Source organism: Mucilaginibacter lacusdianchii (genome assembly GCF_009770985.1).
GTDB lineage: Bacteria > Bacteroidota > Bacteroidia > Sphingobacteriales > Sphingobacteriaceae > Mucilaginibacter > Mucilaginibacter lacusdianchii.
Genome location: NZ_WSRW01000003.1, coordinates 922521 through 937166, shown reverse-complemented (window position 1 = coordinate 937166; position 14646 = coordinate 922521). Strand labels below are relative to the sequence as shown.

General features: G+C 39.4%; 14 protein-coding genes. 4 read left to right on the top strand and 10 right to left on the bottom strand.

Annotation, left to right across the window (positions count from 1 at the left end; all coding sequences use genetic code 11):
- The first annotated feature begins 116 nt into the window (after positions 1-116).
- A complete protein-coding gene (locus GPM24_RS17620; RefSeq protein WP_158828418.1) occupies positions 117-2297 on the top strand; it encodes an FUSC family protein in 2181 nt (726 codons plus the stop codon).
- On the opposite strand, the gene GPM24_RS17615 is transcribed toward GPM24_RS17620, so the two are convergent.
- The 3 genes from GPM24_RS17615 to GPM24_RS17605 form a co-directional block, all read right to left on the bottom strand.
- Positions 2292-3644, bottom strand: coding sequence for a PhoH family protein (locus tag GPM24_RS17615; RefSeq protein ID WP_158828417.1), 1353 nt, complete (start codon positions 3642-3644; stop codon positions 2292-2294). The genes GPM24_RS17620 and GPM24_RS17615 overlap by 6 nt on opposite strands.
- A 683-nt stretch (positions 3645-4327) precedes the next feature.
- The gene (locus GPM24_RS17610; protein ID WP_158828416.1) at positions 4328-5083 is read right to left on the bottom strand and encodes a TIGR03915 family putative DNA repair protein; all 756 of its coding nucleotides are present in this window, start codon (positions 5081-5083) and stop codon (positions 4328-4330) included.
- Between the two features lie 7 nt (positions 5084-5090).
- The gene (locus GPM24_RS17605) at positions 5091-6347 is read right to left on the bottom strand and encodes a putative DNA modification/repair radical SAM protein (protein WP_158828415.1); all 1257 of its coding nucleotides are present in this window, start codon (positions 6345-6347) and stop codon (positions 5091-5093) included.
- Between the two features lie 93 nt (positions 6348-6440).
- Here GPM24_RS17605 and GPM24_RS17600 point away from each other — a divergent pair, with 93 nt between their 5' ends.
- Positions 6441-6854 carry an organic hydroperoxide resistance protein gene (locus GPM24_RS17600; protein WP_158828414.1) on the top strand — a complete coding sequence of 138 codons (414 nt, stop codon included), beginning with the start codon at positions 6441-6443 and terminating at the stop codon, positions 6852-6854.
- A gap of 129 nt (positions 6855-6983) precedes the next feature.
- Here the strand turns inward: GPM24_RS17600 and bioB are convergent, their stop codons facing one another.
- From bioB to ribD, 6 genes are all read right to left on the bottom strand, one after another.
- The gene (bioB, locus tag GPM24_RS17595) at positions 6984-7988 is read right to left on the bottom strand and encodes a biotin synthase BioB (RefSeq protein WP_158828413.1); all 1005 of its coding nucleotides are present in this window, start codon (positions 7986-7988) and stop codon (positions 6984-6986) included.
- A gap of 29 nt (positions 7989-8017) precedes the next feature.
- Entirely contained in the window at positions 8018-9367 is a 1350-nt protein-coding gene (mgtE, locus tag GPM24_RS17590; RefSeq protein ID WP_158828412.1) for a magnesium transporter, read from the bottom strand.
- Between the two features lie 97 nt (positions 9368-9464).
- Complete coding sequence (locus GPM24_RS17585; RefSeq protein ID WP_158828411.1) at positions 9465-9743, bottom strand: hypothetical protein; 279 nt, start codon at positions 9741-9743, stop codon at positions 9465-9467.
- A gap of 93 nt (positions 9744-9836) precedes the next feature.
- Positions 9837-10451, bottom strand: a complete 615-nt coding sequence (locus GPM24_RS17580; RefSeq protein ID WP_158828410.1) for an IMPACT family protein — start codon at positions 10449-10451, stop codon at positions 9837-9839.
- Positions 10441-11316 carry a DMT family transporter gene (locus GPM24_RS17575; protein WP_158828409.1) on the bottom strand — a complete coding sequence of 292 codons (876 nt, stop codon included), beginning with the start codon at positions 11314-11316 and terminating at the stop codon, positions 10441-10443. Before GPM24_RS17575 ends, GPM24_RS17580 begins: the two co-directional genes overlap by 11 nt.
- Positions 11317-11324: 8 nt before the next feature.
- Positions 11325-12371 carry a bifunctional diaminohydroxyphosphoribosylaminopyrimidine deaminase/5-amino-6-(5-phosphoribosylamino)uracil reductase RibD gene (gene ribD / locus GPM24_RS17570; RefSeq protein WP_158828408.1) on the bottom strand — a complete coding sequence of 349 codons (1047 nt, stop codon included), beginning with the start codon at positions 12369-12371 and terminating at the stop codon, positions 11325-11327.
- A 34-nt stretch (positions 12372-12405) separates the two neighbouring features.
- On the opposite strand from ribD, the gene prmC reads away from it, so the two are divergent.
- Positions 12406-13275, top strand: coding sequence for a peptide chain release factor N(5)-glutamine methyltransferase (gene prmC / locus GPM24_RS17565; RefSeq protein ID WP_158828407.1), 870 nt, complete (start codon positions 12406-12408; stop codon positions 13273-13275).
- A gap of 3 nt (positions 13276-13278) precedes the next feature.
- On the opposite strand, the gene xerD is transcribed toward prmC, so the two are convergent.
- Positions 13279-14178, bottom strand: coding sequence for a site-specific tyrosine recombinase XerD (gene xerD, locus GPM24_RS17560; protein ID WP_158828406.1), 900 nt, complete (start codon positions 14176-14178; stop codon positions 13279-13281).
- Positions 14179-14216: 38 nt separating this feature from the next.
- Here xerD and aroQ point away from each other — a divergent pair, with 38 nt between their 5' ends.
- Positions 14217-14636, top strand: coding sequence for a type II 3-dehydroquinate dehydratase (gene aroQ / locus GPM24_RS17555; RefSeq protein ID WP_158828405.1), 420 nt, complete (start codon positions 14217-14219; stop codon positions 14634-14636).
- The last annotated feature ends 10 nt before the right edge of the window (positions 14637-14646 follow it).

Genomic DNA, 14646 nt, shown 5'->3' with positions numbered 1-14646 from the left:
AATAATTCAAACTTCAAGTGCATTTAATAGTTTTATGGGAGTAAAATCATTTTACGTATACATCATACACACATTGTGTATTTTTGCAGGTACCGTTAACCAATCGAATTATATAAATGCCAATTCCATCCCGCGAAATAAAAAGTTTCTTTTTTAGTCAGTACTTTTCTGACGGGTTGAGAATTACAACTGGCATTCTACTACCGGGATTAGTGTTTGCTCAATTAGGTTTATTGCAGCTAGGCATCACCCTATCATTGGGCGCCATATGCATTTGCGTAACAGATAATCCTGGTCCGGTTGTGCATAAGCGGAATTCTATGGCCGTAAGCAACCTGATAGTATTTTTAGTTGCCATACTTACGGGTTTTGCCCGATTTAATCTTTATGCATTAGGTGCCGAAGTGGTTGTTCTATCGTTTTTGTTTTCCATGTTCATTGTGTATGGCAACCGTGCAGCATCTGTAGGAACCGCAGGCTTACTCGCTATGATTTTTGTGATGGACAAAGCGCTACCGCCAAACGAAGTATTAGCGTATAGCGCTACCGTATTGGCCGGAGGCATTTGGTATATGCTGATGAGCATGGTTTTTTTTGGCATTCGCCCATACCGTGCAGCTCAGCAGGCCCTTGGCGAAAATATTGAAGACATAGCCGAATTCTTACGCATAAAAGCTGATTTTTATTTGCTGAAAACTGACATTGATGATAACTATCGCAAATTGGTTTCCAAACAAATACAAGTAAGCCAGCATCAAGACGCCGTGCGGGAGTTACTTTTTAAAAGCCGGCAGATTGTAAAAGAATCAACCAACTATAGCCGTATGCTGGTGCTTACATTTATTGATTTGGTCGATTTGTTTGAGCAGATCATGGCTACACATTATGATTACGCTTACATGCGCGAGCAGTTTGGCAAAACAGGCATTATTGAAGAGATTGGTTATCTATTACACCGAATGGCGCACGAATTAAGCAACGTTGGCTATGCGGTACTCTCAAATTCTGAATACAAAACAACTGCTAATTTTGACAGCGGTTTGGAAAGCTTAAAAGCCCAGATTGATAAACTGGGACAAGCAGATCAAGCCGCTAGTAACTTGGTACTAAAAAAGGTTTTAATAAACCTGCGGGATTTAAATAAGAAAATTAATAGTATCAATTATTATCACAGTTCCCGTTCAGCTAAAAAATTGATTGATAACCCATATCAGGTTGAATATGACAAATTTGTAGGGCACCAAGATTTTTCGCCAAATATTTTGTTGGATAACCTTAATCTGCAATCCAGCACATTTAAGTATGCTTTGCGTGTTGCATTAGTATGCCTCATAGGCTTTATTATTACCAAAGGTGCATGGCTATTGATGCTTATTAGTGATTTTACTGGTCGAAAGGTAGCTTTTGGTCACCATAGCTATTGGGTTTTGCTTACTATAATCGTAATTCTTAAACCAGGTTTCAGCTTATCAAAGCAGCGCAATTACCAACGCCTTATGGGTACTATTGTGGGTGGCGTAGTAGGGATTTTGATTTTGATGTTTGTTAAAAACAGTGCAGCTCAGTTTATTATTATGACTGTACTTATGATTGGCGCTTATAGCTTTCAGCGTATTAATTATATTGTTACAGTGATATTAATGACGCCGTACGTACTCATACTATTCCGCTTTTTAGGAGTAGGCGGCTTAAATATTGCGGAAGAACGTATAGCCGACACCTTAATTGGATCTATTGTCGGCTTTGCGGCTAACTACTTAATTTTTCCAAACTGGGAATCAGAACAATTGCGGCAAAATCTGCGCGATGTAATTACAGCAAATCTTAACTACTTAATAAAGATAGCCGAAAACATTAGTGGTAAGCAAGTAAGTGTTACGGAATACAAGTTGGCCCGTAAAGATGTCTATATTACATCCGCCAACTTAGCTGCAGCATTTGAACGCATGACGTCCGAACCGAAAAGCCGGCAAAAAAAGAGTAAAGATGTACACAGATTTGTGGTGCTGAACCATATTTTATCATCTTACATTGCTACCATCGCATCAGGGTTATCCGGTAAAGAATTGCATAAATCCCGTCCGGAAAACCTAAAGCTGATCAAACGCAGTATTACTGTCCTGAATGACAGTGCCAAAAAGCTAAATGGTGCGGGTGTTGATTTTAATGGAGATCGCAAGTCTGCCGACGATGAAAAACCAGAACTTACACCAGACGAAAAGCTATTGAAAGAACAACTGGATTTTATTCATAAAATTAGCAATGATATTGCAAAAAGTACAGATTGCCTTTTATAGTAAATCGTTTGCCAAATTGGCCAATTCACTTCGTTCACCTTTTTGCAGTGTAATATGTGCATATAACGGATGGTTTTTAGCCTTTTCAATTAAATAAGACAACCCGTTACTTTCAGCGTCCAGGTAAGGTGTATCTATTTGGTAAATGTCGCCGGTAAAAATCAGTTTACTGTTCTCTCCTGCTCTGGAAATTATTGTTTTAACCTCATGTGGCGTTAGATTTTGCGCCTCGTCAACAATAAAAAAAATTTTGGTCAGTGTTCGTCCGCGGATAAAGGCTAGTGGCGTAATGGAAATTTTATCGGTAGAAACCAGTTCATCAATCTTGGCCTGCATCTTCTCGTCTTGTACAAACTGCTCTTTTAAAAACTTCAGGTTATCCCAAATGGGCGCCATATAAGGGTCGACCTTCGACTGTGCATCACCTGGTAAAAAGCCAATGTCTTTATTGCTTAAAGGTATAGTTGGCCGGGTTACATAAATTTGCCGGTAATTTTTACGTTGTTCAAGTGCACTGGCCAACGCCAACAGCGTTTTGCCGGTACCGGCGTTACCCTGAATGGTTACCAATTTAATGGCAGGATTAAGTAACGCATGCAGAGCAAAAGCCTGCTCAATGTTTTTAGGACGTATTCCCAATGCCTGCTGCTCTTCAATTCGCTCTAGCTGCGCTGTTGGATGATAGTAAAAGCAAGGTACAATATCCTTTTTACCTTCTAATGCAAAGAAGTGATTCCGTTTTGGCGAATTGACATTAAGTGAATCTAAGGGTATATTAATTTGTTTTTTTAATGAACTCAATACTTTTTCGGCAACCTTGCTTACGGTTGTTTTGCCTGTGTAAAGCTCATCCAGGTTTTTTACCTTTCCGGTTTCATAATCTTCAGCATTTAGGCTAAGTGCTTTCGCTTTAAGTCTAAGACAAATATCTTTAGATACCAGTACTACTTTCTTATCCGGATTTTCCTGTTGTATGTTAAGGGCTGCATTTAAAATGCGGTGGTCAACCTTATTGTTACCAAACACAGCTTCGGCATCTGCATGCCGCGTGGCTTTATCCATGATTACCTTGAAACGTCCTTTTCGGCTACCATTTAATAACACCCACTCGTTTAGCATTTGATTTTGCGAAAAGCTATCCATCAAACGAATAAAACCTCGCGCTTCAAAATTGCGGGTATCATTACCGGCTTTCATGTTATCCAACTCTTCCAATACTTGAATGGGTATGGCTACATCGTGTTCCTGAAAGTTTTCAAAAGCGTTATGGTCATACAGGATAACGGAGGTATCCAGCACAAAAATTTTATGCTCTTTAATAAGTTTGCTTTTTCCCTCTTTGCTCATACAACGTAAATGTATAAATTTTGAAGGGTGCTGTAAAGAAGAATTAAAGAGATTAATGAGTAGAAAAATCTATAAAAAACGAAAACGGAAGCCGCCTCCTTTAGGTATTGACTTCCGTTTTCTTAACTCATGACATGAACCGTAGTCCTTATCAAAAGCATCAAAAAGATTTATGCACATTTAACCGATCTGCCAAGTAAGCTGCCACTCGTATTGCCTGATTTAGAATCTACAACTTCTAACCTTAAGCTTCAGTGCAAGCATCAAAAGCAATTATCAATGTTTTACCATTGCTATTTCCTTTTTGTGAGCTATTACTATTCGCGTAGGTTAAAAACATTTATTCTTACCCATTGCATTGCGGTTGCAATTACTTTTGCCTGATCATTACCATTTTTACACTGTTCTCCGTAAAGTACGGTGCCTATTGGCAATACCTCATTTAACAATTTACGTTGGTTTTGCAACTTTCGCTACAATGACCGCTACGTAATTCGTTAGAGACTTTCCATGATCTTTAGCTCCCCCGAAAGTTCGCCCGATTCAATTTCCGTTTCTCAAGGCTGTCAAAGTACGTCGTTTTTGATAATACCAAGATAGTGAGATAATTATTACTTGTCAATAGTAAAATGAAAAAAAACATATTTTATTTTTTCATGCGATCTTTAACGACCTAAAAATCCTCAAAATTTTTCAGTTAGGTATCGCCAGTAACGTTTGGGTATGTGCCGCATATGCAGTTTGGTATTTTTACGGGCCGTGATGTTTACACTTTTAAAATAGTTTTGCCACAAGTGCTGATACAAACCCTCATCTTCAGTGTAAGCAGAGATAACGTTGGATGGATTATTTACCGAAAAGTCTAACGTAATGTATTCTACATCATGCAAGTTATAGTAAATTCCGTAATTGCGGCGCAGATCATAAATGATCCACTTTTGATCGGTATACCGGTCTTTAAAATGTTTGCTTAGTAATGGTACAACATTAAAATCAGGTTCAATGGCCGCATAAAAGGTTTCATCTTCCAACTTTTGAAAACGAACAAAAGCCTCCATACGATGCTTTTCCCGTCTAACTTTCCTTACAATTTCCGATAATCGCAGCACATACTTGTTGCCATAATCTTCTTCTACATTTTGAGGCGAATCAAAAACGTAGCGTATATAGCCAATCAACATCACATCCTCCCCTTCTAAACCAGCGGTATGCGCCGCATACAACCGTTGTAAGCCCGCTGCTGATATTTTTTGCTGCAAAGCTTTTAACACACGCGATGCTTTTTGGGTATCGGTATGAATTTGCAACACATCTTCAAAAAGCGCTGTACTTAACCATTTTTCTTTTTGAATTTTAATTTGACAAATTTTGCGCTCATAAATTTCATATACGGCCGTTAAAAGTCCTTCAAAAGAACCATCGTAAATTAGCGTAGTCATACATTTATTAGAATAGGTTTAGCTGGGTAGTTGATGTTTTTAAGTACTTACTTTGCGATTGCGATAAAATATATTGTTTGATTGCAGTACCTGTTAAATCGCGCCGTTCAAAATTCCGGCTATTGCAGGTAATAAAATATTTTGCACGGTTTAAGGAAACACCAATGCTTTTCAACTGATCCCAATCTAATTTGCCAAACTGCCGGGCACTTACAATTTTTTGTGCAGATTGAACGCCAATACCTGGCACCCGCAGTATCAATTGCAAATCAGCCTTATTAATATCTATTGGAAATACTTGCAGGTTTCGCAATGCCCAGCCTAACTTCGGATCTATATCTAAATCAAGATGTGGATGCTCCTGGTTTACAATTTCATTAACATGAAAGCCATAGTTACGCATTAACCAATCGGCCTGATAAAGGCGGTTTTCACGTACCATAGGAACACTCGTATTTAATGCAGGTAATCTACTATCACTTAGTACCGGTACATATCCCGAATAATAAACCCTTTTAAGATTAAAATTTTTATAAAAGTGATTAGCGGTATAAAGTATCTGCTTGTCTGTTTCAGGCGTTGCGCCAATAATAACTTGGGTGCTTTGGCCAGCCGGTGCAAATTGGGGTGCTTTTCTAAATAATGCCTTTTCTTCTGTGCGCTGTATGATTTCTTTTTTCAGGAAATCCATCGGCTGAATCATATCCTGACGATTCTTTTCCGGTGCTAATAGTTTAAGGCCTTCTTCCGTAGGCATTTCCAAATTTACACTCAAGCGATCAGCATACAAACCGGCCTCACGCATCAATTCATCACTGGCGCCTGGAATTGACTTAAGATGGATGTATCCATTGAACTTATGCTCGGTACGAAGCTTTTTAGCAATACGAACCAAACGCTCCATAGTATAATCGGCATTGTGAAAAATACCCGAGCTTAAAAACAAACCTTCAATATAATTACGACGGTAAAAGTTAATGGTTAAATCTACAACCTCCTGCACGGTAAAGGCTGCCCGTTTAATGTCGTTGCTTTTACGCGACACACAATATGCACAATCAAATATGCAGTGGTTAGTTAAAAGAATTTTCAATAATGAAACACAGCGGCCATCTTCCGTATAAGTGTGGCAAATACCATTACTGGCATTACCCAAACCCTTATTTTCGTTTTTACGCTTACTCCCGCTTGATGAACAAGACACGTCATATTTAGCAGCATCAGCCAGTATGTTCAGTTTTTCGGTAATACGGTCAGCATTCATATACATCAAATTTACTAATATTTTTAGCAATTCAAATCTTATGCCGACAAAACTTTACAACTTGTAATTGGTTTCCATTGAAAATAAAAGCAAATGGAAAAAGTATATACCGCAGTAGTAACTGCTAAAGGAGGTCGCGATGGACATATTAAATCATCCGACGGCGTAATTGATTTAGATTTACGTAAACCAACAGAAATGGGCGGCCAAGGCGGCGCTTATACCAACCCCGAACAGTTATTTGCCGGTGCTTATGGCGCATGCTATTTAGGAGCGTTAGGCACAATAGCCAAACACGACGGCGCAGATGTAACTGAAGCGACGGCCGAAGTGCATGTAAGTTTTAACAAAGATGACAATACATACGCTTTATCGGCCGAAATACATGTACACATTCCCGGTCAGAGCCTGGAAGACACACAAAAGCTTGCCGACAAAGCGCACCGTGCATGCCCTTACTCAAAAGCGGTTAGAGGAAATATTGATGTTAAAGTGATTGCCGTATAAGGCAAAAGCAGGGAAATAGGCATCATTTGCCATTTTGAATCTATTAGCCTTCAGCTAAAACAAAGCAACCCGGTTTACAATTTTAATAAACCGAGTTGCTTTATTATATACCAGTAAAAATTTTTGATGTTAAGCTTCAACAGCTTGTTGCTCGGTTACCTGGTTAGGACGGCCATTTTTAAATGCTTCGCGTGGTTTTAATCCCAGCAATTGGAACATCGCCATATCAGTATCAAAATCAGGATTTGGTGTAGTGAGCAGCTTTTCGCCTGCAAAAATAGAGCTGGCACCAGCCATAAAGCACATAGCTTGTTCAACCACACTCATCTCGGTGCGGCCTGCCGATAAACGTACAACAGTTTTAGGCATAATGATACGTGCGGTGGCAATCATGCGCACCATATCCCACACGGATACTCTTGGCTGATCGGCCAGTGGGGTGCCTTTTACCGGAACCAGCGCGTTTACCGGTACAGATTCTGGGTGCTTAGGCAAATTAGATAACGTTTTTAACATAGAAATACGATCTTCTACCGTTTCGCCTAAACCTATAATTCCGCCGCTGCAAACTGATATTTTAGCCTTGCGCACATGCTCTAAAGTTTGCAAACGCTCATCATAAGTACGAGTGGTGATGATACGTTTATAATCTTCTTCAGAGGTATCGAGGTTATGGTTGTAAGCATACAAACCAGCATCGGCCAGGCGTTGGGCCTGGGCTTCGGTAAGCATACCTAATGTACAGCATACTTCCATATCCAATTCGTTTACAGCTTTCACCATGTCGATTACTTTGTCAAAGTCGCGATTATCGCGAACTTCGCGCCAGGCAGCGCCCATGCATAAGCGTGATGCACCACCCGCTTTAGCCTTTTGTGCCGCGGCCACTACCTCTTCTTTAGGTAATATGGCATGTACGTTTACGCCTGTTTGATAACGGGCAGCTTGGGGGCAGTAAGCGCAGTCCTCAGGGCAGCCACCGGTTTTTACCGATATCAGCGAACTGATTTGTACTTCGCCATAATCCTGATTTTCGCGGTGAATAGTTGCCGCACGGAAAATCAGATCCAGTATAGGGGTATGATATATTTCTGAAATTTCCTCTTTAGTCCAGTCGTGTCTTATTTCAGTCATAAGCGTTTAATGTTTAAGAAATGCCAAATTTATAATAAAAGCTTTGATGCCAGCCATAATACCAGCAGAAAACCAAAACAGTCTGTAAAAGTAGTAATAATTATAGATGATGCCACAGCCGGGTCAATACCTACGCGTTTCAGTAGTAAAGGTATTCCAGAGCCAGTTAAACCAGCTACAATTAAGTTGCCGGTCATGGCCATAAACAAAACTAGGCCTAACATGGGGTTGGCATCGTACCAGAGTGCAAATAGCAATAAAATGAGACCGTTAATGGCTCCGTTAATTAACCCTACTGAAAGTTCCTTTAATACAGTTTTATAAGCCTGCTGATCGGTTAGGTCACTTAAGGAAATCCGTCTTACGGTTACCGCAAGTGCCTGCGTGGCACTGTTACCGCCCATACCACTAATGATAGTCATGTAAGCCATTACAACTGGTAACTTTGCTTCAATTGTTGAAAAGTGTCGAATAACAGCTGCCGCTAAAAATGCTGTTCCCAGATTTAGTACCAACCAAGGCAGACGACTTTTTACCGCATCCTGCCAGTTGCCACTCAACTCTTCATCTTCAGATACACCGGATATTTTCAATATATCTTCCGTATTCTCCTCCTCCATTACGTCAATGATATCATCAACGGTAACACGGCCTAACAGCTTCATGTAATCATCAACCACAGGTACGCTGGTTAGATTATACTGTGATATTAAGCGGGCAACTTCTTCTTGGTCCAAGTCGGCTTTTACATACACATAATCTGTTTTAATCAAATCTTTAACATAAAGCTGTTTTTTTGCTTTGATTAAATCTTTAATTGATAAGATTCCCTGTAGTATACCGTCATCATCTACCGCATAGAGTGTGTAAAACTCCTCCATTTGTTCCGATTGCCGGATAATTTCTTCAAGCGCCTCATTTTTACTACAACTGATGTTTACCTTAATCAGTTCAGTGTCCATCAAGCCACCGGCGGTATCCTCCTGATAAGTCATCAGGTTACGAATGTTGCTGGCATCCTCCTGATCTATCTCATCTAAAATTTCCTGCTGGTCGCTTTCATCCAACTGGGAAATGATATCAGTCGCATCATCATAATCCAGCTCCTTTAAAATTTCGGTTCGTTTTTCTTTGTCCAAACTAACCAGTAATTCTTCAGGATGACTTTCCTCATCCATCTCAGAAATTACTTCGGAAGCTGTTTCGGCAGGAAGAATATTGATAATCCGTTCGCGCTCTTCGGGTTCGAGGCGATCAAAAAGAATAGCAATTTCGGAAGCATGATACTGATCCAAAACCTGTTGCAGTTCCACATCAGTGCTGTCGAGCGCCCCCCTAAGGCGTAACAGATCTGATTTGTCAATATCAAAAGATGGCATACGGGCCAAGTTAACAAAATATGGCCTACAGGACAATAAAAAAGGGTAATATTGCTACTACCCTTTTTTACCTTTTTTGAACGATAAACGCTTTTAATTAAGCTACTTTTTGTAGTTTATAAGAAGTGTTATCGTGGTTAATAACCAATTGATTTTGTTCAATGGATTCTATCATTATTTTACGTTCGCCTAAACGATCGTAATTATGAATTAATAAGTAAAGACTATCCTCATTCTTAATTAAACGAAACGGTGAGACAATAGTACCAGCCGGTTTGGTTTCTTTAAAGAAGCTGATTTTTAAAAGATGTTTAACAAAATCAAATTCGAATCTCTTCTCGTCTTCGAGATAGATTCCGATAGGTAAGCCGTTCATTTTTCTGTAGGTTAGAGGTGTAAATGTTATGCACTAAGTTAACTAGCAGCAGGGATAAATGCAAGTAATTTGCTTAATAATTTTTAAGCAATACTAGTTGTTAAAGATGTATTTCACCTGTATATTATTAATACCTTCAAAACGGCTGATTGTTTGATTGACTTTTGATTTTCTTATTGAAATTTTAACGGAGCATTGCATATCCGATGTTTGCGCTAAAATCTGCAATCCTTCATCTTTTATTACCTTCATCACCTCATTCATCTTCGGATAGTCGAAATTAATAACATAAGTATCTGTAATCACTTTTTCAATACATCCGGCAGCGGCAAGCGCTTGCTCGGTCGCTGTTTTATATGCACTAATTAAACCCGGTACGCCTAATAACTTACCGCCAAAATATCTTACCACAACTACCAGTGTATCCGTAATATTTTTGGATAAAAGTACATTTAAGATCGGCCTCCCTGCTGTACCCGATGGTTCGCCATCATCGTTTACTTTAAAAACACCACGATCGGCACTAAGGCGCATGGCCCAGCAATGATGATTAGCTTTAGGATGCACTGCTTTTAATTGTGCTATCAATGGCTTGATATCCGCTTCGGAGGTAATAGCGTAAGCGTAAGCAATAAATTTGCTGCCACGGTCTGTAAATATGGCCTCGGCATTTTCTTTTATGGTTAAATAGGTATCGTCAAACAGCATGAGAAGTTGAATAAGCAATAACAGCAATTGCAACAATTGCCAGCGCAACACCGGCAATGTTTAGTTTGCTCAATTTTTCTTTAAAGATAGCAGCACCAACTATTGTTCCGGCAGCGATTACGCCTATATTCATGGCTGTAAATACCGTACCCGGATTTTGCGACAAATTTTGATGTGCTTTTAAATAAAACAGAATATTTCCAAAATTGGCTATACCGAGTATTGAACCGAAGAAAATATATCGAAAATAAAACCTGCGTTTTTTAACAAAAACTTGGTACAGCAGGCCAATAACGGATACAGCGAATGACAGGATGTATACCTCAAACAAAGCAGTTGTATAAGGTACAGATTTATCAAGCGCCATTTGCTTGAATAAGATATCAATCAGGCCAAAACCTAAAAAAACCAATAGCAGGTAAACCCAATAATAATTCCCCTTATTACCGCTTATGCCATGCCGTTTTTGCCATGGGATTAAACAGGCAATAGCCACAAAGCCCATTATAATTCCTACAGCTTTTAAACTAGTAACAGCATCGCCAAATAACAAAAATGCAGCAGATAACGATATGAGCAACGACAGGCGCTGTGCAACATCCGTTCGCACAATGCCAGCCACCCTTACCGATATAGCCATTACAAAAAAGATAGACGGTAATAAAATACCTAAAGATGTGTAAATGATATTAGGTGCATAAGTGATTTTTTCTAAATCAGGCTTAAGAAAAAACCAGGTAAGTAAGGCTGCCATAGAATAATTCCAGGTAATAGCCTGTACTACGTTAATTTGATAGCGCCGTGCCAACTTAAGCAGCACAGAAACCAACACGCTACAGCAAACGCTTAAAAATATATAAATCATGAAAGGACTTATTGGTTATAAATTATCTGTAAGCGATCGTCACCAACAAAAATTTCAGACAGCTCTTCACCGCGGCATATAGGCGCCTCTATGCCTTTTTTTAATATCGCTTTACCAGTAAATATATGGGCTTCGTCCCACAAACCAGCTTCAATAAATTGATTAAGCGTATTTGCGCCGCCTTCTATAATTACCGACTGAATATCTTGAAGATACAATTGATAGATTATATACTGCGGAACGTAATAATTGAAGTCTTCTAATGCGATATATTTCGTTTTCCCTACAAAATCTGTTTTAATTTCATTGAAGACTATCGTTTCCACGCTATTGTCAAACAGATGATTACTTGTATCCAGTTGAAGGTAACGGTCAATCACCAACCTCTTGGGCGCCCTGCCCTGCCAATAGCGTACATCTAGTTTGGGGTTGTCAATAGCTGCAGTATTTTTACCAACTAGTATGGAATCTTCTTCCGTTCGCCATTTATGAACCAACCGGCGAGATTCTATACCAGTTATCCAAAATTGCGTGCCATCGCTCGGCGCAAAAAAGCCATCGGCCGTTTGCGCCCATTTTAGTATGATATAAGGACGCTGCTTTTGCACACGGGTAAAAAAACGCTTGTTTAAATCCCTGCATTCCTGCTCTAATACACCTACCGTTACCTGAACACCGGCTTTTGTCAGCTTTTCTATTCCTTTCCCATCTACTTGTTCAAACGGATCACGGCAGCCAACAACAACATCTGGAATTTGATGCTTGATAATTAAGTCGGCGCAAGGTGGCGTTTTGCCGTAGTGCGCACAAGGTTCGAGGGATACGTAGATGGTTGACTGTTTAAGCAATTCTTCGGCATTAGAATAGTTTGCGATTACTTGATTTACAGCATTCACTTCGGCATGCGCCTGGCCGTAGCATTGATGATAGCCCTCACCAATTATTTTGTTTTGATGCACAATTACAGCGCCTACCATAGGGTTTGGGCTCACGTACCCTGCTCCCAATTGAGCGAGCTGTAAGCAACGCTGCATGTAAAATTCGTGCCTTATCATGCTGCAAAATTAGCTTTTTCTGTTTCTTTGCAGCATGAAAACGGTTAAAGATGTTTACAATCAGTATCGAACAACACTGCGGTCAATTTATGATGATAATGAAATAAATTCGATTACCGACATAGTATTGCAAGAGTTAACAGCCTTCTCTCGTGCCAAGCTCAAAGCCTTTACAGATGCAGAACTGACAGTTAGTCAATTTCAAGCAGCAGAGAAGATACTTGCAGACTTACAAACAGGAAAACCCGTACAGTACATCATTGGCCATACCGGCTTTTACGGACTTACGTTTCAGGTGAATCCGTCGGTATTAATACCACGACCAGAAACAGAAGAACTGGTAGAATGGGTACTTGAAACTGTAAATACATCACCAAACACTACCCACTGTGTTTTAGATATTGGAACCGGTAGTGGATGTATTGCTGTTTCAATAAAAGTGAATTTACCTGTGGCTGATGTATCAGCCATTGATATATCTACAGCGGCTTTAAAAACAGCAAAGCAAAATGCCCAAGCTAATAACGCAGAAATAAATTTTATTGAGGCGGACATTTTAAACGCTCAAGACATAATCGCGAATGAACAGCAATATACCATTATCGTCAGCAACCCGCCCTATGTAACACCGACCGATAAAACGCAAATGCATATAAACGTTATGGACTTCGAGCCCCATACAGCCCTCTTTGTACCTGAAGAGGATCCCTTGTTGTTTTATAAAGCTATTGCCGATTATGCCAGTTCGCATTTAGTTAATCATGGTCATCTCCTCTTTGAAATTAATGAATCTTACGGAAAACAAACAGTTGACATGCTTACTGATAAAGGCTTTAAAAACATTGAGTTAAGAAAAGATATGTCAAGTAGAGACCGGATGATTAAAGCGGCATGGCTAAACTAAAGTTTAGCTGCGCGGATGGTATTGAATGATGGTACTTTTCAAATAATCTCGATCTAGATGCGTATAAATCTCGGTAGTAGTTATACTTTCATGCCCCAACATTTCCTGAACAGCGCGCAGATCTGCACCACCTTCAATTAAATGTGTAGCAAAAGAATGACGAAAAGTATGGGGACTGATTTTCTTTTTCAAACCTATGCTCTCGGCCAGTCGCTTAATTACCATGAATATAAAAACACGTGTTAAACGTGTACCCCTACGGTTTAAAAACACAATATCTTCCTCGCCCTTTTTTATGGGATGATGCACACGTACATGCTGCAGCCATTGCTGTAACGCATTGATTGCAGAACTACCAATTGGCACCAATCGCTCTTTATTTCCTTTACCTACTACTTTAATAAATTCAATATCCAGGTAAAGATTAGACAATTTTAAATCTGTAAGTTCAGACACACGCAAGCCACAGCTGTACAGCATTTCCAATATAGCTTTGTTCCGAACACCATCGGGTCGGGATAAATCTATAGCAGCAATTATTTGATTAATCTCTTTATAACTTAACGTATCGGGCAGCTTGCGTTGTATTTTGGGCGACTCGAGCAATTCAGAAGGATCATTACTGATGACATCATCCATGAGCAAATATTTGTAAAAAGCTTTGATACCGGATAGGATCCGAGCTTGCGAACTAGGAATCATACCCAACTCATTTAACCATGTGATAAAACGCCTTAAATCATTTAAAGAAAATTGGTTCGGATTTAATACAGGTAGTTGTATTTCAGCAAATTGCTTAAGCTTATCTATATCTCTACTATAGGCTTCGATAGAATTTAATGAAAGCGATTTTTCTAACTTTAAGTACGACTGAAACCCTTTTATTGCCGACTGCCAATCCACGTTTTTTAGTTTTGATGTTTTGTATTAAGTTTGATGAAATGAAAATACAAATCATCAACGGCCCAAATTTAAACTTGCTGGGCATACGAGAAAAATCTATTTATGGTGACGCTGATTTTAATAGCTATTTCAACTCCCTTATACAGCGCTATCCCGACCAACAGCTTACCTATTTCCAAAGCAATAATGAGGGCGAGATAATAGACACACTTCATGAAGTAGGCTTTTTATATGACGGTATAATTTTAAATGCCGGCGCTTATACCCATACCTCAATTGCTATTGCTGATGCCATTGCTGGAATTACAACACCTGTTATTGAAGTGCACATATCCAATGTATACCGGCGCGAAAGTTTTCGACATAAATCAATGCTAGCAGCTAATTGCAAAGGCGTTATAGCTGGGTTTGGTTTAGATTCATATCGTTTGGCACTTGAAAACTTTATATCAAAGTAAACGTATAAAA

Excerpts from the sequence above, each read along its gene's own strand:
- GPM24_RS17610 (WP_158828416.1), bottom strand. The coding sequence starts at position 5,083 with ATGACTACGCTAATTTACGATGGTTCTTTTGAAGGACTTTTAACGGCC.
- aroQ (WP_158828405.1), top strand. The coding sequence starts at position 14,217 with ATGAAAATACAAATCATCAACGGCCCAAATTTAAACTTGCTGGGCATA.
- prmC (WP_158828407.1), top strand. The coding sequence starts at position 12,406 with ATGAAAACGGTTAAAGATGTTTACAATCAGTATCGAACAACACTGCGG.
- bioB (WP_158828413.1), bottom strand. The coding sequence starts at position 7,988 with ATGACTGAAATAAGACACGACTGGACTAAAGAGGAAATTTCAGAAATA.
- GPM24_RS17580 (WP_158828410.1), bottom strand. The coding sequence starts at position 10,451 with ATGCTGTTTGACGATACCTATTTAACCATAAAAGAAAATGCCGAGGCC.
- mgtE (WP_158828412.1), bottom strand. The coding sequence starts at position 9,367 with ATGCCATCTTTTGATATTGACAAATCAGATCTGTTACGCCTTAGGGGG.
- GPM24_RS17575 (WP_158828409.1), bottom strand. The coding sequence starts at position 11,316 with ATGATTTATATATTTTTAAGCGTTTGCTGTAGCGTGTTGGTTTCTGTG.
- ribD (WP_158828408.1), bottom strand. The coding sequence starts at position 12,371 with ATGATAAGGCACGAATTTTACATGCAGCGTTGCTTACAGCTCGCTCAA.
- GPM24_RS17615 (WP_158828417.1), bottom strand. The coding sequence starts at position 3,644 with ATGAGCAAAGAGGGAAAAAGCAAACTTATTAAAGAGCATAAAATTTTT.
- GPM24_RS17605 (WP_158828415.1), bottom strand. The coding sequence starts at position 6,347 with ATGAATGCTGACCGTATTACCGAAAAACTGAACATACTGGCTGATGCT.
- GPM24_RS17600 (WP_158828414.1), top strand. The coding sequence starts at position 6,441 with ATGGAAAAAGTATATACCGCAGTAGTAACTGCTAAAGGAGGTCGCGAT.
- GPM24_RS17620 (WP_158828418.1), top strand. The coding sequence starts at position 117 with ATGCCAATTCCATCCCGCGAAATAAAAAGTTTCTTTTTTAGTCAGTAC.
- GPM24_RS17585 (WP_158828411.1), bottom strand. The coding sequence starts at position 9,743 with ATGAACGGCTTACCTATCGGAATCTATCTCGAAGACGAGAAGAGATTC.